The following is a 19,145-nucleotide window of genomic DNA, read 5'->3' on the forward strand; positions in this document are numbered from 1 at the left end:
ACACCCGTGGACGATCGCCACGTCATCGAAATCACCACATGGCTGATGCAGAGCGGGCTGAAAGGCCTGTCTGAGGCCGACCTGCTCGACGGATTCTGCGAGCGCTGCGTCGCGAACGGGTTGCCGATCGGCCGGTCGGTCGCCGTCATCGACACGCTTCATCCGCTCTATGAAGGTCGTGCTTTCCGGTGGGATTCCTGTCTGGCCGTGGAGCGTATTTCGGCCTACGGCGTCGCCGGGGCGGGCAACTTCGCCGACAACTGGCTGCGCTCGGCGTTTCATTATCTCGAAGTCGAGGGCGGAAACGAGGTTCGCCGCTCCTTCCTCCGTGGCGACGCCGCCGATTTCTATCTGCTGGACGAATTGAAAGCCGCCGGTTTCACTGACTTTGTCGCCATGGCGCATCGGTTCGGCGATGAGGGGGCGATCGGCGAGATCGACTGCTTCTTTTCGCATTTCGCCACGCGCGCCGCCGCCGGGTTCTCGGAACGCGATCTGACGGCATTACGCGAGCTGCTCCCCTGCCTGGCATTGGCCGTCAAATGCGTGACCGTCAGCGGTGTCGCCGGAACAATCGCCAAGGTCTATCTTGGCGACGACGCCGCCAACCAGGTGCTGCACGGCAAGATCACCCGCGGGCGCAGCGACCGGATTTCGGCGGCACTCTGGTTTTCCGACCTCGCCAATTTCACCCATATCTCCGACACGGTCGATCCGGAAGAGATCATTCCGATGCTCAACGACTATGCCGACGCGGTGATTTCCTCGGTGCGGGAGGCGGGCGGCGAGGTGCTGAAGCTGATGGGCGACGGAACACTTGCCATCTTCAAGGGCCAGAAGCCGAGCGACGCCTGTCTTTCGGCGCTGAAGGCGCGGACGCTGCTCGACAAGCGGCTTTCCGACCTGACCGCTCAGCGTCGCATCGAGGGCCGGCCGGTCACAGACGTTTATCTTGGCCTGCATATGGGCGATGTGTTCTACGGCAATATCGGCAGCAAGGACCGTCTCGACTTCACGGTCATCGGCCCTGCCGTCAACGAGGTCAGCCGCATCGTGTCGCTCTGTCGATCGCTGCAGCGCAAGGTGCTGATGTCGGCAAGCTTCGCGGCGATCGTTCCCTCAACGCAGATCGACCTGATGTCGATCGGCCAGCACGCGCTGCGTGGCGTCAACCGCGCCCAGGAACTCTTCACGCTTCTTCCGACGCTCTGACGGCTCCGCGTTCGAGCTGGGCTTCGATCAACTTGGCGAGCCGCGCGGCGATGACGTCGATCTCGGCGGGAACCACGCGGGCAATGCCGAACAGCAGGCCGGTGCGCGGTGTCCCGACATGAAAGCGCGACATGGGCTGCGGCGCGAGGCCGTGGCCGCGCAGCGCTCTTGCGATGTCTTCGTCGTCGACTGAGGCGTCCTTGAACCAACTGGCGAGCTGCAAGCCGCCGGCGCCTTCCGCAATGTCCAGCAGATGGCCACAGTGCCGCCGCAACGCATCGGTGGTGGCTCTCATGCGTGTGGCGTAGATGGCATTCATCTGCCTGAGATAGGCGCGCAGCCTGCCATCGCGAATGAAATCGGCAAGCGCCGCCTGGATATGGACGGAGACGACTGCGCCGCGCATCTGCAGCGCGGCTGATGCTTCCGCCGCCAGCCAGCTGGGCACGATCGCGTAGGCGACGCGCAGCCCAGGCGCGAGGATCTTCGAGAAGGTGCCGAGATAGGCCACGACACCATTGCGATCGATGCCCTGAAGCGAGGCGATCGGGCGTGAGCCGTACTGGAAATCGCTGTCGTAATCGTCCTCGAGGATCAGGGCGCCGGTCGCCTGGGCGAGATCGAGCAGTGCCAGTCGGCGCTGCAGGCTCATCGTGGCGCCGGTCGGATATTGATGCGAGGGGGTAACGTAGATGATACTCGGGGGCAGTCCTCCGGCCTTGCCGACATCGATGCCCGCCGCATCACAGGCAATCGGGACGATCTCGCCGCCCGCCGCCCGCATCAGCGTCTTCGCCGAGGGGTAGCCAGGTTCCTCCATCCAGACGCGGTTGCTGCCCGCGTCCTTCAATCGCAAGCCTGCAAGCAGATCGATGGCGACGCGCGTCGATGGCAGGATCAGCACCTGTTCGGGACGGGCGGTGACGCCACGGGTGGCGGCCAGATGTTCGGCGATTGCTTCTCTCAGATCGCGCAGGCCGCAGGCATCGCCGTAGCCGAGGTCGTGGATCCGCAGCCGGCGGGCGCGTGCCGCCAGACACCGCGCCCAGGCAGCATGCGGGAAATGCTCAAGGTCCGGCGGGCCGGGCTCCAGCAGCATCGAGGGCGCGGGCGTCATTGTCGGCATCGGGGCTGCAGGCTTGGCGCGTTCGCCGAGCGGCGAGGTGTTGAGAACTGCGACGCGGCTTGCCGATCCCGACCTTGCTTCTAGATACCCCTCTGCCTTTAGGCGCTCATAAGCGTTGACGACTGTCGAGCGCGCGAGGCCGAGGGAACGTGACAGGTCGCGAGTGGAGGGCAGGCGCTGGCCGGCGGCGATCTCACCGGACAGGATGCGCTCGCGCAACTCGCGGTAGATCTGGCCTTCCAGATCGCCCAGGGCGCGCTCGATGGGAAGCCAGGCGGTCGATGCTGCAGCCATGGTGCCTTGCCAAGTGGTTTGCCAGAAATTGAAAAAGTGGATGGATACAGCAGACCTCTTTAATCGAAAAACAACTCCACCGCAAAGCGACAAACTGATGTCACCGGCGCCTGATCTTATGCCACGCAGACGATAGGAATTTTGGATGGATCTCTCAAACTGGAAGGGCGTGGAGCGCCCGGAGCGTATTGCTCTCGAAGGACTTTATGTCAGGCTTGAGCCGCTTGACGCCGGCCGGCATGGGCGCGATCTGCTCGCATCGGCACAGCAGCCCGGCGCCGACGATCGCTTCCGTTATCTCTTCGAGGACGCGCCGGCCGACATGGCAGCCTTCAGCGCGTGGCTGGAAAGGGCCGAGGCTTCGGCCGACCCGATGTTCTTCGCGGTCATCGACAAGCGTAGCGGCCGGGCCGAGGGGCGTCAGGCGCTGATGCGCATCGATGCCGCGCATGGGGTGATCGAGATCGGCAACATCCTGTGGGGGCCGGCGATCGCGCGCACGCGGGTGACGACCGAGGCGCTCTATCTCTTCGCCAAGCTCGCCTTCGACAAGCTCGGCTATCGCCGTTTCGAATGGAAGTGCAACAATTTGAACGAGCCGTCGAAGAAGGCGGCTGAGCGCTTCGGCTTCACCTTCGAGGGCGTGTTTCGCCAGCACATGGTGGCCAAGGGCAAGAACCGCGATACGGCGTGGTTCGCGATGATCGATGCCGACTGGCCGAAGCTGAAGGCCGGCTACGAGGCGTGGCTCGATCCCGACAATTTCGACGATGCGGGGCAGCAGAAGAGCAAGCTGCGGTTCGATTGAGCGCTTGCTGATGACTTCGAGCGCTTGTTGAACGATCTTTCGATGTGATTCCGAACTTCTCGGCAATGCACTGATATTATAAATATATTTTTCTCGTGTGCGGCGGCCGGGGTTCCTGGCCGCCGCTTTGCATATCAGACGGCAATGCGGCGCGCGGCCTTGTCGGACGCCTTACGATCGTCGCCATATTGCTCGATGATTTGCTTGGCGTCCTCGACCGAAATGCGGTGCTTCTTGGCAAGCGTGACCGCATCATAGGGTCCTTCGGACGCAGCCGTTCGTGTGGCTTGAGCCATCCTTTATCTCCAATCCATTGTGTGGGTTTTCGCGGAAGGCGGATCGCGGTTCGTCGCGATATCTGCTCCGTGGTCCAGAGATATATGGGGATCGGGAAGCCCGCGTTCCAGAGACGGTCTGTCGCAGCGAATTTGATTGAGCTGTCATGGAACCCATCGAGTCCCGCAGGTGTTTCCCTGCCAAAGGAGACTTTGCATGGAAAAAAAGACTGGCATGAAAAAGAAGTCGAAGCCGCCCATCGTCGAAGTCGCCGTCACATCCGAGGAAGGGCGCGTGGCGGTGGGCATCATGAACGCGGAGCAGGCGCTCGAGCTTGCCGACAGCGTCGATGTCGAGGTGTCGCATCCCGATCACGAGGCGGGGAAGACCGATGTGTTCATCGCGGCTGACGAGCTTCGCGAGCACCCGGCCGTCGCCGCGTCGTCGGCTGCGTCCGTGAAGACCAGCGAGGCCGCGAGCGGCAAGAAAGGCAGGGTAGAAGGTCTTGAGACGGAGGCCGACTTGAAGGAGCATCTGGCTGCTCTTGAGGCCGACGCGCCCGCCGAAGAGGGCCAGCAAGGGCCGCCGGCCGATTATGTGCTCGAAGACGATCACGTGGCCGATGAAGACCTGCTCGATGAGGAAGGATCGCTGCGACGGCTGCAGGAAGAGGTCGACAATCTGCGCGCCCGGCTTCATGTCATCCGCGAGCAGGCGGGCACCGTTGTCACCGCCAATGCCAAATGGGCGGATGCCAGCGCTCACGAGCAGCTCGGGTCCTATCCATGGGCGAAGCTTGCCGGTGCCATGGCCTTCACCTTCGTCGCGACCCGATTGCTTCGGCAATTGCCGCTCGGTGCGGTCGCGAGTGCCGCCCTGCCTTTGGCGGCGGCCGAGATGCGCCGTCGTTATGATCGATAACGCCGCTGTTTGTGGTCCTGAGCGATTTGCCGATCAGGGGCGAAGCAAAGGAACGTGCGGAGCGGCTGTCTCCGGCATATGGCCGGAGAGGCGCGGATCGTCGATCACCTCCACCAGGAAAGCATAGGGTTTGAAGCCGGCCTTCTGATAGAAGAAGATGGCCGACGGATGATCGAAATGGCAGGTGTGCAGCCAGAAGCGGTTGATCGGCCGCGCCCATGCACGGGCAACGGCCTGGGTGATCAGCAGCTTGCCGGCGCCCTGGCCAATTGCATCGGGAACGAGGCCGCAGAAGACGAGTTCGCATTCGCCGGGCTCGCGAAAATCGAGCTCGAGCAGGCCGATCCGGCGGCCTTCTTCCGACAGGATCACGTAAATCTCGACGTCGGGATCATGGATGATCGCCGCGAGCTTTTCGTCGCTGATGATCAGCCGCGAGAGCCAGAGCCAATTCTCGCCGACTTCGCGAAACAGCTTCCGATAGTCGTCGAGCGCAGGCGTCTGCCAGCGCTCGAAAAGCAAAGCACCCGGCGCTGGCACGCTGACGTCAGGCTTCTCGCGCATTTCCAGGCAGGTCACGACATTGGCGAGCTTGCCACGCGGAAGTTCGGAGTAGCCCATCGGCAGCGGCGGATTGGTCTTCATTCAATGCGTCCTTGCTGTTCGTTGTCGACGCCTGCAAGTGCTGGCGAAACCAACCGATCTCGCATTGTGGCATAGCCCTTGGCAACAGTATTTTCAGCAGCCACTTCCCTTCCTCGGGCTTTCGGCCTTACACTCGCTTTCATCTCCCGCTGGATGAATGCTCATGCTGTACAACAGGACAGTATCGCTCACATCATTCGTCATCGCCGCCGCCGTCGTGGGCCAGGCGGTGCCGCTGTTGGCGCAGGAGAAAGCGGGCAGGCGCGCACCGCCGGGCGCCATGATTTCCGTCCGTGATGTCATCAAGCTGAACCCGCACGACGGCGCGCTCGCGGCGCCTGTCCTGTCCGATACGTGGTGGATGCGGATGGCGGGAAGTCAGCAACGCGTCGTACAGCCGGCCGGACGTGACGGCGCCGGTATTCAGAACGCTAGGCCAGTCGACAAGGCACAGTGACATCGACCTGCTCGCGAAGATCTGCCGGCGCGAGGCACCGGCTCCGTCGCGCCAGGCGATGTATCCGCACGGACGGCTGTATGCAACGGTAAACGGCCGCGTGAATGCGCGCCCTTCGGTGTAACGTCGCGTTGTTTACCGTTGCGTACTTACACCGATAGGAGGCCCGCTCTAGTCTGTTTCGATTACCCTTGCGGGGAGGTCTCACGACGATGAGCAGGCAGGGAGGGACAGGCGGAACGACCAGCGACGCGGCGCGGCGCGGCCTCGCGCGCCTTATGTTGAAGTTGCCCGCATTGCGAACAAGCCTGCAGGCGGCTGCATCGCGATCGCCTGATCTTGACGAACTCTTCGAGGCCTATGAAATCGCCGCTGTTGCGCTCGAGACCTTTCGCAGGGCAGGCGACCACGTGCGGACCAGCGAATATGAAGGGCTCTGTTCCGGTATCGAGGACGATGTAACTCAGCACATCCTACGCACGAATTCACATATCTGGTAATAAGGCCTACCTGTCACGAAATGTATCATTTATTGGGCTTGTTAGCGTTTCGTATTGCAACTTAATGTTAAGTGCGCGATAGTTTTCATGTTCTGCTTTAGTGATCAGTGCGTATCGGGGGGACAGCCCATGAGTGCTGAAGTACACGGTGAGAGGGCATGTGAAGTCAGCCTTGAAGAGGCCGAGGTGGAGCTGGAACGGCTCCTTGCGGATGGCCGCTTCAGGGTGTCGGACCGGCAGCGGGACATACTGCGCTACCTCGCCGAGCGCCGGTTTGCAGGATGCACCGAGGGTGTGAAAGCCTATTCCATCGCGCTCGATGTGCTTGGGCGCTCCAGCAATTTCGATGCCTCCATCGATCCGATCGTGCGGATCGAGATCAGTCGTCTCAGAGCTGCGCTCGACAGCTATTATGCCACGTTCGGCGCCGAATTGGGCGTCTCCGTTCATATTCCGAAGGGCAGCTACGTCGCACTGTTTCCGCAGACCGGTGTAAGCGCCAGCGCTCAGGTTGCGCCGTCGCTGCTGACGCATCGCCCGAACTCCGCGCTGACGGATACCGCACGGGATGGCTCGGTGACGGCGCCACGCTCGCGAATGTCACGGTGGATCCCGGCGGCTCTGTGCGTCGGGTTGCTCGCCCTTGCTGCTGTTGCGGGCTGGAAAGCCATCGACCGCCCTGTCGTGACGCTGAAGCCGGCCGTGACCATCCTGATGAGCGCGGCCTCGCCTGACATGGCGGGCGAGGCAAGCGTCGCCAGGGACACGCTGCTGACCGCGCTCTCCGCCTTCAGCACGATCGTGGTGACGAGGCCGGGCTCGCCGACGCAGCCGTCGCGCCGGGGTTACGAGGTCGATCTCAAATATTACGCCGACAGCGATGATCGCTCCTTGTGGTGGCAGGTCGTCGATACAGCGAGCGGGACATTGCTCAAATCGGGACTGGAGCGGGTCGAGACCGAGGGCAAGGAGCCGGCGACGGTGCGGCTTGAGATCGCCGGCGCCGTGGCGCGGCAGATCGCGTCGTCGCGTGGCGTAATCAATGCGCTTGAGGCCAGGGAGGCTCCTGCGGATGCCTTGGGCAATGCCTGCGTTTCGAGGGCGGAATTCATGCTCGACGGCAGTGAAATCGGCGGCGGCGTGGAAGTTCTTCGGCGATGCCTGAAGCGGACGCTGGCGGGTGATCCCGATGATCCCGACACTACCGCGATGCTGGCCCGGCTCTATGCCCGCGATACGGCGACCATTTCGCAAAGCCTTGATATGGCGAAGTCCGCGGCGGATGCAGCACCCCTTTCCGATCGGGCACAGGGGGCGCTGATGGCGGCGCGTTTCGCCAGCGGAAGGCTGGACGCGGCGATCGATGCCGGAAACAGAGCGATGGCGCTCAATCCCAACAATTCGGCGAATGCCGCGTCGCTCAGCCTCGTGCTCTTCGCCGCCGGCTATTTCAAGGCGGCCAACGACCTGGCGCAGGAGGCTGTCGCGATGGAGGAAACGCCGCCGCGCGATGCCTCTCTGGTGCTGGCGCTTGATGCCTACCGGAACGGACGGTGGTCGCAGGCGTCGCTTGCCGCCGAGCAGGCCATCGGCAACGATATCCTGACGCGCGCCATTCGCGTGGCCGCTCTTGGTGAACTGGGCGCGGAGAGCGCGGGGCAGCGTCTTGGAGAGGCAGCGCCGGATCGGGCGGCATTCGTTGCGGCATTCCGGCAGGCCGCAAAAATGGCGCAGCTTCGGGCCGATCTCGTCACAAGCCTGGAGATGGGGCTTGGGAAGGCGGGCGCGAGCTTCGAGGCCGTCGCGAGCATTGCGGGGCAGTGATTTACGGGTGCATTTACCGTTGCGTACTTGCGACGGCGAATGGGGGGACTGAAGGTTTGTTGCAGGTCCGGGGCAGCCGAAAGGCAGGGCCATGGGACGAGTGAGGGGAAGAGCATGAAACTGAGATTTCTGACCGGAGCGCTTCTTGCCGGCGCATCGATGCTTGCCTGCGCGCACATGGCTGCTGCTGCCGAACGCGGCGCCGGCTTCTATCTCCTCGGTTCCAAGGGGCCGGCCGCGGGTATCCTCCCACCACCCGGCGTCTACCTTCAAAACGATATCTGGCTCTACAAGGGTGATCTCGGCGGCGGCACGCAGCTTCCGACCGGCGGCCGCGTCGCCGTCGGCGTCGAAGGCAAGGCGGCGCTCGCGGCACCAACCGTTATCTGGGTCGTTCCTGAGGAAGTGATGGGCGGGCGGCTTGGGCTCGGTGCAACCATCCCCGTCGGATGGGAAGAGACGATTGCCGACCTGACGCTCTCGGGGCCGGGCGGCGGCGTGCTGTCGGGCGCCACCAAGGACACGGTGTTTACCGTCGGCGATCCGCTCGTCAGCGGCACGCTCGGCTGGGATGCCGGCAATTTCCACTGGACCACGGGCGTTCTCGTCAACGTCCCGATCGGCGATTATCAAGATGGCGAGATCTCCAACATCGCGTTCCATCGCTGGGGTGCTGATGTCAGCGCTGCCGGAACATGGCTCGATCCGGAAATCGGGCTCGACCTCTCGGCGGCGATCGGCGTGACCTTCAACGGCGAGAACCCGGATACGAACTATCGCACCGGCACCGAGTTCCACTTCGAATGGGCTGCCGTGCAGCATTTCAACGAGCAGTTCGACGCCGGTCTGGTCGGCTACTATTACGACCAACTGACAGGAGATAGCGGCGAGGGCGCCTTCGGTCCGTTCAAGGGACGCGTGGCTGCGATCGGTGCGACGATCGGCTGGAACTTCAAGGCAGGCGAGCTGCCGATCTCGGCGCGGATCAAATATTTCCACGAGTTCGCCGCCGAGAACCGCGCGGAAGGAGACTCGGTGTTTCTGACGATCTCGATGCCGCTGTCGATCACCAAGCCGGTCGCTGTGCAATAAGACCGATCATCGCCGGCGGCATTACTGGTCGAAGGCGAAGACCTTCTTCCAGTCGTTCTTCATGTCGACGACGAGCCAGTTGCGGCGTTCGGCTTCATCCAGCGCCTTGTCGAGCTTGCCGAAGGCGGATTGGCGGTCATAGGCATATTCGCGCGCGCCATCGGTGTGGTGCACGATAAGCGCGAAGCCGGGCTTCCTGGCTGTCACCCAACGCAGCATCTCACAATCGCCATCGGAATTGCCAGCCACGAAGATCGGCTTGCGGCCGATGAACTTGTTGATGCCGGTAGGTTTGCCGGGGCCGTCATCGATGAAATCGATCTTCGGCAGGCGCTTCAGCACCGGCACATCGTCGACAATGGCATATTGGGTGGCGATGGTGCTGCCGACGACCTGTTGCGGCGGGATGCCATAGAGCTTTTCCGTCACCGGCCGCATGAACTCGACGCCGCCGCCCGAGACGATATAGGTCGTGAAGCCGTTGGCGCGCAGATAGTCCAGCAGCTCGCGCATTGGCAGAAAGGTCATCTCGGTGTAGGGGCGGCCGGATTTCGGATGTTTGGCGGTCGCGAACCAATCGGTCACGATCTTTTCGAACTCGTCCGTCGTCATGCCGGCATGCGTTGCCATGCCGAGCTCGACCATCCCCATCTCGCCGCCTCGAGCAATGCCCTTGACGTCACCATTCAGGATGCTGGCGAAAGGTTCCTTGGTCTTCCATTCTGGATGTTCGGGCGCCAGCGTCTTCACCCGGTCGAGCATGAAGCCGAGCTGGATATAGAAGGGCTGTTCGGTCCACAGCGTGCCGTCGTTGTCGAAGACGGCGATGCGATCATCGGGAGCGACGAAGCCGTCGCCGCCCTCGGTCGTCGTGGCTTTGACGAAATCCATGATCCGTTGGCGGGCAGGGGTGTCGTTCCACGAGGCGAGTGGCTCCTGCGCAAGCGCGGCCGCGGGTGCGGCAAGCATGGCGACGGCGAGAAGGCAGGTGCGGGCTGCAGTCAGCAAGGGTGCCATGGCGTTCATCGCGCGTCTCCCTTGCGGCCAACTCTCTTGATGCAGCGAAATCCGACATGGCTCGTCGATGTGTCCTCGGGCTCGGCATGGCGGGCGGCGGGGCGGTAGCGGCGGCAGTAATTGGGCGCGCAAAGATGAGAGCCGCCCTTCAGCACGCGACGTGGAATGCGGATATTGGGCAGGCGCGGATCGTAGCTTGCCTCTGCGTCACCCCCGCGCGGATTGCTCGGGATGCAGCAGGAATGTTTCGCGGGTTCCGGATGGCGCGTCGTCCAATAGTCCGATGTCCACTCCCAGACATTGCCGATCATGTCGTAAAGGCCGTATCCGTTGGGCGGGAAGGAGCCGACGGCCGATGTCCGCTCCTCGCCCTTCGGCTTGGTCGTCTGTGTCGGGAAGATGCCCTGCCAGGTATTCGCCATCGCCTTGCCATCGGGGGAGAGCTCGTCGCCCCAGGCATATTCGCTCTCCGATCCGCCGCGCGCGGCGAACTCCCATTCCGCTTCGGTGGCAAGCTCAAGGCCCGCCCAGTCGGCATAGGCCTTCGCATCCGACCATGCCACGTGCACCACCGGGTGGTCGAGCCTGCCGCGCAGGTCGCTGATGCCGCCGAGCGGGCGCCGCCAGTTGGCGCCGAACTTGAACGTCCACCATTGCGAGATGTCGGTGCCATTGACTGTCTTCGGCTGCGTGAAGAGCAGGGAGCCTGCCCGCAGCATGTGCGGCAGCGCGCCCGGATAGTCGCGCGCATCCGGCGCCTTCTCCGCCATCGTCACATGGCCGGTCGCCTTGACGAACTCCATGAACTTGCGGTTGGTGACGGGCGTTTCATCGATCCAGAAGCCATCCACCGTCACCGGATGCGCCGGCGCTTCCTCGGGATAGTGGTGGTCCGAGCCCATGGTGAAGGTGCCGCCCTCGATCCAGCGCATTCCCGCCGGTGCTGCGTCGATGTCGATGGTGTCGCTGAACGCAAGCGTCATCGCTGTCTCCCGATTGTGAGGGCCCAGCATCGCGCAGGCGCGCGCGCGAGGTAAGTACGCAACGGTAAATGCCGGCCGCGTTTACGGCGCGGGCTCGTAAATGCCTACGACAGGTCAGATGTACCGGGCGCGATCGTGGTCGCGCCCGGCAATTTCGGTTTCCCGCTATTTCGCGCCTGGAACCTGGTCGATCGAGTTCATCAGCGCCGAAATCATCTGGTCGACGCTGAAGCTCGCCGGCCGTTGGCTCGGGGGATATTCGCGGAACGTCTGCAGGAAGGGAGCGACCTTGTAGACGCCGTATTGCACGAGATAGGCGTTCTTCATCACCCAGTCGTAATATTGATCCGACACGACATCCGCACGCTCATAGGGGTCCATCCTGAGATTGAACATCTTCGGCACCCGCAGGCAGGTAAACGGATTGGCCCATACAACGAAGCCGCCCGGTTGGCGCTGTTCGCAAAAAACGATCTTCCAGTTGTCGTAGCGATAGGCGACGAGTTCACCGTCGTCGTTGAAGTAGAAGAACTCGTCACGTGCGGATTTCGGCTGCTCTCCCTTGAGGTAGGGAAGCTGGTTGAAGCCGTCGAGGTGAACCTTGAACTGGTTGCCGCTGATCGAGGTGCCTTTCGCAAGCTTCTCCTTGATGTCGCCGTCGCCGGCAGCCGCGAGCAAGGTCGGGAACCAGTCGAGGCCCGACATCATCTCGTTCGACACTTCGCCGGCCTTGATCTTGCCCGGCCAGCGGATCATCGCGGGAACACGGAAGGCGCCTTCCCAGTTCGTGTCCTTTTCGCTGCGGAACGCGGTGGTTGCCGCATCCGGCCAGGAGAACTGGTTGGGGCCGTTATCGGTCGTGTAGACGACGATCGTGTTGTCGGCGACCTTCAGGTCGTCAAGCGCCTTCAAGAGCTTGCCCACGTCGCCGTCATGCTCGACCATGCCGTCGGCATACTCGTTGCCCGGCATGCCGCTCTGGCCCTTCATCGAGTCCCTGACATGCGTGAAGACATGCATGCGGGTCGTGTTCATCCAGGTGAAGAACGGTTTCCCGGCCTTGACCTGCCGATCCATGAAGTCGATGGCCGCGGACGTCGTCTCGTCGTCGATGGTTTCCATGCGCTTAGTGGTGAGCGCACCGGTATCCTCGATCTTGCCGTCCGCCGATGCCTTCAGGACGCCGCGCGGCGCATTGGACCGCACGAATTCCTCATCGCCCTTCGGATAATAGGGCCGCTCGGGCTCTTCCTCGGCATTCAGGTGATAGAGGTTGCCATAGAATTCGTCGAAGCCGTGTTTCGTCGGCAGGAACTCGTCGCGGTCGCCGAGATGGTTCTTGCCGAACTGGCCTGTGGCGTAGCCGAGCGGCTTGAGCGCCTGGGCGATGGTGATGTCACGCGGCTGCAGGCCGACAGTCGCGCCGGGGATGCCAACCTTGCAGAGGCCGGTGCGCAGGCAGACCTGTCCGGTGATGAAGGTCGAACGCCCGGCCGTGCAGCTGTTCTCGGCGTAATAGTCCGTGAACATCATGCCTTCCTTGGCAATGCGGTCGATATTCGGCGTCTTGTAGCCCACCAGGCCGAAGGAATAGGCGCTGATATTGGTCTGGCCGATATCGTCGCCGAAGATGACGAGAATGTTGGGCTTGGATGTGTCCTGCGTAGCCGCGGCATCGGCGGCGGGCGCAGGGGCTGCCGGCGCTGCCTGCTGGGCGCTGGCCGGAGAGAGGAAGGTGGTGGATGTCAGCGCCATCGCGACCGCGATCGTTGCCGAAAACAGCTTCTTTGGGAGTGAGTTCGTCATGACGCACTCCTCACGGATGGATCGTTCAACATTGCGGTCTCCCTTGTGCCGGGCGGCCGGTGCCGCCGGATATCGATCGTCGTCAGCCGACGCGAGGGGAGCCTTTCGCTTTATGCGCACGGGCGTAAGTACGTAACGGTAAATGGCGGTGTAACTGGTGCGTAAACGAGCGGGGTTGGGTGTGAGACCCGTAAAGATAAGAGCCGGGCGCCCGACCGCGCCGGCGGAGCAGGAGGGCGCGGGATCAAGACCGCGCCCGGTTACGGCTAGGTCGCTTACGTCCGCAACTACGGCCCAGACAAGCCGGCCTTCGACGGCAGCTGGAAGCCGGCGGATTTCGACGAGGTGAGATAGGCGCGGCGCGCAACCGCTATTTCACGACCAGAACCGGGATCGTCGATTTGGCCAGGACCTCCTGCGTCTGGCTACCGAGGATCATGCGGACGATGCCGGTGCGGCCATGCGAGGAGATAACGATCAGGCCGCAATTGCGCGCCTGCGCGGTCTCGAGGATGCCGGTTGCCGCCGAGATGGCAGTCGCGTTGATGAACTCGGCCTCCACGCTCGCTTCCGCGGCCTTCTGCCGGACAAGCTTTTCGGTGGCGGCGAGATCGTCCTTGACGCCTAGGTCATAGCTCTCCAATGCCTGCGCTTGCACGACGCCCTGCAGCGCCAGGCCGCCCAGCGGCACCGTGACGCAAACGACGGTGACGGCTAGCCCAAGCGCCTTCGCCAAGGCCAGACCATGATCCAGCCCTTTGGTGGCCAGTTCCGAGCCGTCGGTGGGTATGAGAATGCGTGTGTACATCGGATATCCTCTTTTGGATCTTGATGGGATCAACTTTGAGGAGTTTAGCGGATTGGGCGTGTTGTGCTTTGATTGATGTCAAATTGGGGGGAGACTATGGGAGGAGGGAAAAGGCGGTGCCCACGATGCACATTTCAGAAGATAGCGCAGCCAACGAATTCAAAACCATCTCGAGGGCCGTTGTCCACTTTACCTCTTCACCAGATAGTGCGTCCTTGAAGTTTCGTTTTGACCCGCCAGTACGACGTCCTTGTTGAAAGCATCTATGAGCCCGAAATCGGGAAGAAGTGGCCGGACTGCCGACAATACGGCGTCAGTGCAGCCTAGGTCCTCATTTTCAAACAGCTTCTCTATCTTAAATGTTTGACTTACTGACAAGCAGATTGGATCGGAAGCCTCTTTAAAGCGGACCTCCCCGAGATGCGCGAAACGACGTGCACGCAAGTCAAAGTCAGAGATTTGTTGATCTAGGTCTATGTCGGGATTCTCGTTCTCGCAAACTTGGGCATACTCAGCGGACATTGATTTTAGCAAGCTCGTAAACTGATCCGACCACCTCACCACGTCCTCAAAAGCTGAGAATATAAGCAGGGCAGCATCGCCAATTGCCTTGAGATACGCAGAGTAGTTGGATGGCTTGATCGTTCCAAGGGCTTCGATTGCACACGTCTGGAACCACTGAATACGGATGTCACCCTGGGTGTCGCCGTATTTTGCATTGAATTCTGTGTTGCCTTTAAGATCGGCCAAAACAATGTAGTATAAGCCCGGCCGGAACAGTGAATTTTTCTCCATCTTCCTGACCGCGATAATTGCATCCACTGCGCCAACGCGACCATATATGGGAATATTTCTTAGCGCACCTTCGGGCACGCCTATGTATCGCTCAAGGGCTGCAACGTCGTCGTAGAAGGACAGGTCTTTCAACGATCTCTTTTCCATTTTCTCAGCGTTCCGGGCCTCAAATTTCGCGCGTTCAAATGTAGTCTTCATATAGCAAAGCGCTACTGTCCTTTTTAGGCGCTCTGTGCAGCGACTTCGGGTCGCCATGCCTAGAAAATCTATGCGGAGAATATCGCCTGTGTCTGAGACATGAAGTGTCGCCTATGACCGGGCAGGATAAGTCTGCCTCGCCACATAAGGCCGGACTAAGTGTCGTTGAATTCGTTGATTTTTTTGAATTTCTGTCCGCAAAAACTCGGACTCTCAACATTTAAATGCGGATTCTAAAGGGACGTAAACCCAAAAGCGTGGATTCGCGTTTTCTGCTTCCTAGGCCGGGACTTTTAAGCAATTTCCGTCGGCTGCAACGCGGTCGCCTCGGGCTCAGAAGTGAGGGGCAGTATGCCGATATATTCAATGCGCCAGCCGTACAGATGGCTGACGCATTGGGTTCCAACAACTACGGCATCTTGTAACGGAAGAATTTGGTTAGTTCGCCGATCTCCCGTGTAACGAGATCAATGTCAGCCGAGTCCTTAACCGCAGTCTGTATAATGGTGTAGCCGCCATCCTCTACCCACCGGAACGAAGCAAGCAATCTTCTGATCGCGTCTTCGTTCTCGCGATAAATACGCCAAGCGCGGCGGGTATCGCTGGGATGTATCCTGATCGTGACGAGCAACTCGTCCGGAAAGGAGATGACACGGAAGAACATCTTGCGCGACGACGTGTAAATGATCATGTCGCCATCGCCCATGATGGACGGCATGGTGAATGATGGGCAGTTTCGCTCGCCGAAGCGGCGGAATTCATTCCATCTTCTCCGCTCTTCGACTGAATACTCCCTCAATGGGCCGAGCTTAGCAGCCAGAGCCGTCCTTTCCACGACCATCGCCTGGATGTCCTTGTGCTCGAACGCCGGTTTCAGCCCGAGCTTCGGTAGCTTGGCTGCCTTCCCCACCGTGATTGTTCCTAGAACGGAGTATCGGGCAACGTTCACGTACCGCTCGTGGAATGCCACCGCCGAACTTCGGACCAGCAAGGGAGCGGACGAGCTATGGAGGCTGAGATGCTGTAGGCGGACAAGGTGCCTAATCCCGGCGGACGGAATTCCTGTTATCGCCGTGAACTCGGTGATGCGCATTGTATCCTTTGGAAGATCTCGTTTTCCTAGCGCGGATGGTTTCCCCCCGTACCCTCTTTTAGGCGGACGCGCGAACAACAGCGCCCGTAGGCCTCCCGATCGCCCCCTGAACGCGGCCAGCCGACCGCTTAGGACAGCTGCCATTGTCACCGTCATCGTGCGCTTCCGCGACAATCGGAGAAATCTCTCGATACCGACGGTCTCGATGTCGTCTGGCGACGCGGGCAAGTTTTCGAGGAGGTTTAGGAAAGCATCGAGATCCGCCCGGAATACGTGCCGCACGACTTTCCTGCCAATTCTTACACCGACAGCTCCTCGCCATCCTTTCTTTGCCATCAGGATGCAAATACCGTTCGCTTCTTCGACGGTGCAGCCGAGTGAAGCGGCGACTTCCTGGATTGGCACTAGCGATGCTATCGCGCCACGAAGAGTTTCGATTATCCGCGGCGTGTATTCGAATACACCGTCCTCAGATCTCCCCACATCGAGCTTCACCCGCTGGCCGAGGACACGGAGACTATATGGTGTGAGGCCAAGCTCGCGCTGAACGTCGCGTCCGTTTGGGGGAATTCCGACAACGGCCTTGTTGCGCATTGCTCTCGCAAGGGTGCCATATCTTCCGCATGCGCGGTTCATCACGGCGTTGATCGTTTGCTGCATAGGAGCGTCATAGGACTTCTCGTTCCACAAGCGGGCTGCGTGGCCAAAGTAGGTTTGCGATGCCCTGCCAAATGCCTTCACGTCGACATTGGCGGCAATCCACACCGAGAGGCGCTCTTCGAAATGATCCTCATCGGATCCAAGAGCGTCGAACCCGACACCGACATGCCCGATGCGAAGCGGTGGTGTCTCACGGGACCGAGGATTTGAAAGAAAGCGCCCGATGAGCGGGACGATGGATAGGCTCGCGTCCAGAGAATGTTGGTCGAGTATCGGTCTGCACAGGCCCGGTTCCACTACTCCAAGGCGTTGGAGGACGTAGCCTTCAAAGCTCGCCGCCCCTCGCTGCGTGAGCGGTGGAGGCGCGACGATGCCGCCGGGATGGAACCCGAAGTAGGGGAACCGAACCTTTTCGCCCGTCAGCTTTTCTTCAATAAGCAAGGTATCATGGAAAGGGCACGTTTCGAACCGGGAGAGGCTCCACCACACCCGCGAGTAAGGCGCTTGCTCGACGCATTCCGCGCAATGGCGTCGAAGCCCGCTTACTCGGTCGACTGCGATGGATTGCCCGGAAATGGTCCTCGAATGGGTGGGCGTCCACCGGACGAGGCTTTCCTTCTCGTCCGGTGTGAGAGGAAGCCGAAAAACGGCTTCCAACATTTCCTGGCGATCACCGCGGTTAAACCCGCAGTTCTTGGCGTAGATGGCAGGCGTAATATCTGCGTTGTCGGCAACAAGGCGGGCAAAGTACGACCGGATTTCCTCGCCAAAACCCGGCCGCACCCGCCACCGCGAAAAGATTCGCTCGGTGCGGAAGCGATCATGCTGCATGGCGAAGATATCCGAAGTAATTCCAGTCGTCGCCCTTCTTCAGCCGCGTGGCGACCACCTTCTGGAGATGTTCGACAAGGATTCGCGAAGAACCGTCATTCAACGCCAGATAAGCGGCGGGACGGACAACATTCATGACCCGCCCGATCTGTCCGCGGCTGTATCGGTACAAATCCTCAGCCAGGTACTTGTCGTCCAAGCCGCTGAGATTTGCGAAAGGAAGCCGCCTGTCGATCGACCCCAGCAGCTTCGAAAACCGGAGGAGGTCGTCTGCGCTCGCGCTCAGGCATTGAAGAACGTCTGCGTTGAACGAACGGTTCTCGAAGGCGTCGATACTGTGCACGTAGTCAGCGATCCGCTCTTCGCCCACAAGCATGACCGCAAGTTCGTTGTAATCGACGATCGTTTTCACAAGCTTGAACATGGCGGCACCGTTGTCCGGGCGATCAAAAAACAAATACTGCGCGTCATCGATGATTAGGAGCTGCGTGCGCACGGTAAGAAGCCGGAGCAGTGCGTTGTTCCTCGCCTATACGGGGCTTCCGGACAGACTTTGGCGGAATCGCTAACGTCCGTTGTCCGTCGGTCGCCAGGACGACGAACTTTTCCGGCGAGGGCTTCAGGTTGCCATCACCGACCTGGTGGCCAGTGGTCACAGCGAGGTATAGGTTGCGATACCTGCAGATCAGCGCGGTTCCGAAGGTCCGAAGCTCCCAAACTTCGTCACCCGTTGAGAACAGTGCCGGACGTACAAAGCGTTGCATCGTGTCCGGCGTGTTTTTGAACGGGATATAAGCCCCATTCACGCATACGCTCATCTTTGCATTCGCCAATGTCGTGACCGTCATCGATCGTCCACCGTGCCGCTTCTCTCTCGCCAACGGGGGTATCGTCAGCGCCATCTGCCGTCAATCGCGGATGCGGGGTTAGTGTGGCTTATGCGGTCTCGGTCGAGTCGTCGGATAAACTGGAGAAGAAATCCCATCGAGAGAAGCGACGCATCCCATCGAAGTCGGTGTAGTAGGTCGATCCTGCCGCCCGGACGTTCATCTGGAGTTCGAGACGGCCTGTCGCTGCGATGTTCGGAAGCTCCGTGCCGAATGCCTTTTGCAGACGGTCCTCAAGCTCCATAGCGACAAGTTCGTCGTCGCATAGGAAATCGACCCTCATCTTGTAGAAGTCGACCTCGTCCTCCGACGACCAGGAAGCGAACATCGCCCTGACGCGTTCGTGCAAGGGGCTTTCCTCGAACTTCGCCTTCAGCACCTTCTCGACCTCTCGATCGAAACCGTCGGCACGAAAGAAGCTGACGAGGTTGTTCGGCAAAGCGGCTCTGGAATAGGAATAGCCCAGCCAGCGGCCAATCGTCTCCCCCGTTTCCACTGTCCCAGCGGGTCCATCCGGCGCAGTGTCGAGAAGGAGGGCGCGATCAATGAAACGGCGGGCATTGATATTCACTACGAAGGCGGCCTGCTCGCCGTTCTCGGTTAAAGGGATCGTCAGCTTGCGCATGTTCTTGCCGCGCGCATGATCGGTGGTCGCCTTGTATGCTTCCGACGACCGCTCGAGTACCATGACTTCAACGTATGGATCCTTGGCAAGGTCTGAGCTGACAACCGTGCACGACTGGGTTACCACGACGACGAGCTTGTCGTCCTCGAACCCCAGCTGCTTTGCAAGCTCCCCACTCACGCGGAACGAGGATCCTTGGCGCCATCCCAGCTCAAGTATCTTCTGCGCTTCCGCCTCTCCGAACTCGTGCAATTCCATCTCCTAAGTGCATCACCCAAGAAAGGAGA

Annotated in this window: 18 protein-coding genes; 7 read left to right on the forward strand and 11 right to left on the reverse strand. The window is 60.9% G+C overall.

What is annotated here, in order from left to right; all coding sequences use genetic code 11:
* The first annotated feature begins 6 nt into the window (after positions 1 to 6).
* On the forward strand, positions 7 to 1,212 hold the full coding sequence (locus ACIQUB_RS00980) for an adenylate/guanylate cyclase domain-containing protein (RefSeq protein ID WP_113239654.1): 1,206 nt from the start codon (positions 7 to 9) through the stop codon (positions 1,210 to 1,212).
* Here ACIQUB_RS00980 and ACIQUB_RS00985 read toward each other — a convergent pair.
* Positions 1,190 to 2,632 carry a PLP-dependent aminotransferase family protein gene (locus ACIQUB_RS00985; RefSeq protein ID WP_113239649.1) on the reverse strand — a complete coding sequence of 481 codons (1,443 nt, stop codon included), beginning with the start codon at positions 2,630 to 2,632 and terminating at the stop codon, positions 1,190 to 1,192. The two genes, ACIQUB_RS00980 and ACIQUB_RS00985, sit on opposite strands and share 23 nt — an antisense overlap.
* A gap of 145 nt (positions 2,633 to 2,777) precedes the next feature.
* On the opposite strand from ACIQUB_RS00985, the gene ACIQUB_RS00990 reads away from it, so the two are divergent.
* Positions 2,778 to 3,440, forward strand: a complete 663-nt coding sequence (locus ACIQUB_RS00990) for a GNAT family N-acetyltransferase (RefSeq protein ID WP_113239648.1) — start codon at positions 2,778 to 2,780, stop codon at positions 3,438 to 3,440.
* Positions 3,441 to 3,574: 134 nt separating this feature from the next.
* Here ACIQUB_RS00990 and ACIQUB_RS00995 read toward each other — a convergent pair whose 3' ends face one another.
* Positions 3,575 to 3,736, reverse strand: coding sequence for a hypothetical protein (locus tag ACIQUB_RS00995; RefSeq protein WP_018897213.1), 162 nt, complete (start codon positions 3,734 to 3,736; stop codon positions 3,575 to 3,577).
* Between the two features lie 196 nt (positions 3,737 to 3,932).
* Here ACIQUB_RS00995 and ACIQUB_RS01000 point away from each other — a divergent pair, with 196 nt between their 5' ends.
* Positions 3,933 to 4,637 (forward strand): hypothetical protein, encoded by a 705-nt coding sequence (locus ACIQUB_RS01000; RefSeq protein WP_402928333.1) that lies wholly within the window; start codon positions 3,933 to 3,935, stop codon positions 4,635 to 4,637.
* Positions 4,638 to 4,670: 33 nt separating this feature from the next.
* Here ACIQUB_RS01000 and ACIQUB_RS01005 read toward each other — a convergent pair whose 3' ends face one another.
* Positions 4,671 to 5,282 (reverse strand): GNAT family N-acetyltransferase, encoded by a 612-nt coding sequence (locus ACIQUB_RS01005; protein WP_113239647.1) that lies wholly within the window; start codon positions 5,280 to 5,282, stop codon positions 4,671 to 4,673.
* 163 nt (positions 5,283 to 5,445) lie between these two features.
* On the opposite strand from ACIQUB_RS01005, the gene ACIQUB_RS01010 reads away from it, so the two are divergent.
* The 4 genes from ACIQUB_RS01010 (at position 5,446) to ACIQUB_RS01025 (ending at position 9,155) form a co-directional block, all read left to right on the forward strand.
* Positions 5,446 to 5,739: a hypothetical protein gene (locus ACIQUB_RS01010; protein ID WP_113239646.1), complete on the forward strand. Its 294-nt coding sequence runs from the start codon at positions 5,446 to 5,448 to the stop codon at positions 5,737 to 5,739.
* 212 nt (positions 5,740 to 5,951) lie between these two features.
* Positions 5,952 to 6,239 carry a hypothetical protein gene (locus ACIQUB_RS01015; protein ID WP_113239645.1) on the forward strand — a complete coding sequence of 96 codons (288 nt, stop codon included), beginning with the start codon at positions 5,952 to 5,954 and terminating at the stop codon, positions 6,237 to 6,239.
* Between the two features lie 129 nt (positions 6,240 to 6,368).
* Positions 6,369 to 8,063, forward strand: coding sequence for a tetratricopeptide repeat protein (locus tag ACIQUB_RS01020; RefSeq protein ID WP_113239644.1), 1,695 nt, complete (start codon positions 6,369 to 6,371; stop codon positions 8,061 to 8,063).
* A 114-nt stretch (positions 8,064 to 8,177) separates the two neighbouring features.
* Positions 8,178 to 9,155 (forward strand): transporter, encoded by a 978-nt coding sequence (locus ACIQUB_RS01025; protein WP_402928337.1) that lies wholly within the window; start codon positions 8,178 to 8,180, stop codon positions 9,153 to 9,155.
* A 21-nt stretch (positions 9,156 to 9,176) separates the two neighbouring features.
* Here the strand turns inward: ACIQUB_RS01025 and ACIQUB_RS01030 are convergent, their stop codons facing one another.
* The 8 genes from ACIQUB_RS01030 to ACIQUB_RS01065 all read right to left on the reverse strand — a co-directional run bounded on the left by ACIQUB_RS01030 (position 9,177) and on the right by ACIQUB_RS01065 (position 19,110).
* Positions 9,177 to 10,124, reverse strand: coding sequence for an HAD family hydrolase (locus ACIQUB_RS01030; RefSeq protein WP_113239653.1), 948 nt, complete (start codon positions 10,122 to 10,124; stop codon positions 9,177 to 9,179).
* A gap of 53 nt (positions 10,125 to 10,177) precedes the next feature.
* Complete coding sequence (locus ACIQUB_RS01035; RefSeq protein ID WP_402928339.1) at positions 10,178 to 11,155, reverse strand: formylglycine-generating enzyme family protein; 978 nt, start codon at positions 11,153 to 11,155, stop codon at positions 10,178 to 10,180.
* Between the two features lie 165 nt (positions 11,156 to 11,320).
* The gene (locus ACIQUB_RS01040) at positions 11,321 to 12,961 is read right to left on the reverse strand and encodes an arylsulfatase (protein ID WP_113238400.1); all 1,641 of its coding nucleotides are present in this window, start codon (positions 12,959 to 12,961) and stop codon (positions 11,321 to 11,323) included.
* A 370-nt stretch (positions 12,962 to 13,331) separates the two neighbouring features.
* A complete protein-coding gene (locus tag ACIQUB_RS01045) occupies positions 13,332 to 13,769 on the reverse strand; it encodes a universal stress protein (RefSeq protein WP_113238399.1) in 438 nt (145 codons plus the stop codon).
* A 189-nt stretch (positions 13,770 to 13,958) separates the two neighbouring features.
* Positions 13,959 to 14,711, reverse strand: a complete 753-nt coding sequence (locus ACIQUB_RS01050; RefSeq protein ID WP_402928343.1) for a hypothetical protein — start codon at positions 14,709 to 14,711, stop codon at positions 13,959 to 13,961.
* Positions 14,712 to 15,171: 460 nt separating this feature from the next.
* On the reverse strand, positions 15,172 to 17,346 hold the full coding sequence (locus ACIQUB_RS01055) for a hypothetical protein (RefSeq protein WP_113238397.1): 2,175 nt from the start codon (positions 17,344 to 17,346) through the stop codon (positions 15,172 to 15,174).
* A complete protein-coding gene (locus tag ACIQUB_RS01060; protein ID WP_162737549.1) occupies positions 17,336 to 17,842 on the reverse strand; it encodes a hypothetical protein in 507 nt (168 codons plus the stop codon). Before ACIQUB_RS01060 ends, ACIQUB_RS01055 begins: the two co-directional genes overlap by 11 nt.
* A 440-nt stretch (positions 17,843 to 18,282) precedes the next feature.
* Entirely contained in the window at positions 18,283 to 19,110 is an 828-nt protein-coding gene (locus tag ACIQUB_RS01065; protein ID WP_113238395.1) for a hypothetical protein, read from the reverse strand.
* Positions 19,111 to 19,145 lie beyond the last annotated feature (35 nt).

This window comes from Rhizobium sp. NPDC090275, from assembly GCF_044772225.1.
In the GTDB taxonomy this organism is placed as follows: Bacteria; Pseudomonadota; Alphaproteobacteria; order Rhizobiales; family Rhizobiaceae; genus Rhizobium.

What these genes read in the sequence shown, in the direction of transcription:
- ACIQUB_RS01045 (WP_113238399.1), bottom strand. Translation starts at nt 13,769, where the DNA reads ATGTACACACGCATTCTCATACCCACCGACGGCTCGGAACTGGCCACC.
- ACIQUB_RS01015 (WP_113239645.1), top strand. Translation starts at nt 5,952, where the DNA reads ATGAGCAGGCAGGGAGGGACAGGCGGAACGACCAGCGACGCGGCGCGG.
- ACIQUB_RS00995 (WP_018897213.1), bottom strand. Translation starts at nt 3,736, where the DNA reads ATGGCTCAAGCCACACGAACGGCTGCGTCCGAAGGACCCTATGATGCG.
- ACIQUB_RS01050 (WP_402928343.1), bottom strand. Translation starts at nt 14,711, where the DNA reads ATGGAAAAGAGATCGTTGAAAGACCTGTCCTTCTACGACGACGTTGCA.
- ACIQUB_RS01030 (WP_113239653.1), bottom strand. Translation starts at nt 10,124, where the DNA reads ATGCTTGCCGCACCCGCGGCCGCGCTTGCGCAGGAGCCACTCGCCTCG.
- ACIQUB_RS01000 (WP_402928333.1), top strand. Translation starts at nt 3,933, where the DNA reads ATGGAAAAAAAGACTGGCATGAAAAAGAAGTCGAAGCCGCCCATCGTC.
- ACIQUB_RS01005 (WP_113239647.1), bottom strand. Translation starts at nt 5,282, where the DNA reads ATGAAGACCAATCCGCCGCTGCCGATGGGCTACTCCGAACTTCCGCGT.
- ACIQUB_RS01010 (WP_113239646.1), top strand. Translation starts at nt 5,446, where the DNA reads ATGCTGTACAACAGGACAGTATCGCTCACATCATTCGTCATCGCCGCC.
- ACIQUB_RS01055 (WP_113238397.1), bottom strand. Translation starts at nt 17,346, where the DNA reads ATGCAGCATGATCGCTTCCGCACCGAGCGAATCTTTTCGCGGTGGCGG.
- ACIQUB_RS01020 (WP_113239644.1), top strand. Translation starts at nt 6,369, where the DNA reads ATGAGTGCTGAAGTACACGGTGAGAGGGCATGTGAAGTCAGCCTTGAA.
- ACIQUB_RS01040 (WP_113238400.1), bottom strand. Translation starts at nt 12,961, where the DNA reads ATGACGAACTCACTCCCAAAGAAGCTGTTTTCGGCAACGATCGCGGTC.
- ACIQUB_RS01035 (WP_402928339.1), bottom strand. Translation starts at nt 11,155, where the DNA reads ATGACGCTTGCGTTCAGCGACACCATCGACATCGACGCAGCACCGGCG.
- ACIQUB_RS00985 (WP_113239649.1), bottom strand. Translation starts at nt 2,632, where the DNA reads ATGGCTGCAGCATCGACCGCCTGGCTTCCCATCGAGCGCGCCCTGGGC.
- ACIQUB_RS00990 (WP_113239648.1), top strand. Translation starts at nt 2,778, where the DNA reads ATGGATCTCTCAAACTGGAAGGGCGTGGAGCGCCCGGAGCGTATTGCT.
- ACIQUB_RS01025 (WP_402928337.1), top strand. Translation starts at nt 8,178, where the DNA reads ATGAAACTGAGATTTCTGACCGGAGCGCTTCTTGCCGGCGCATCGATG.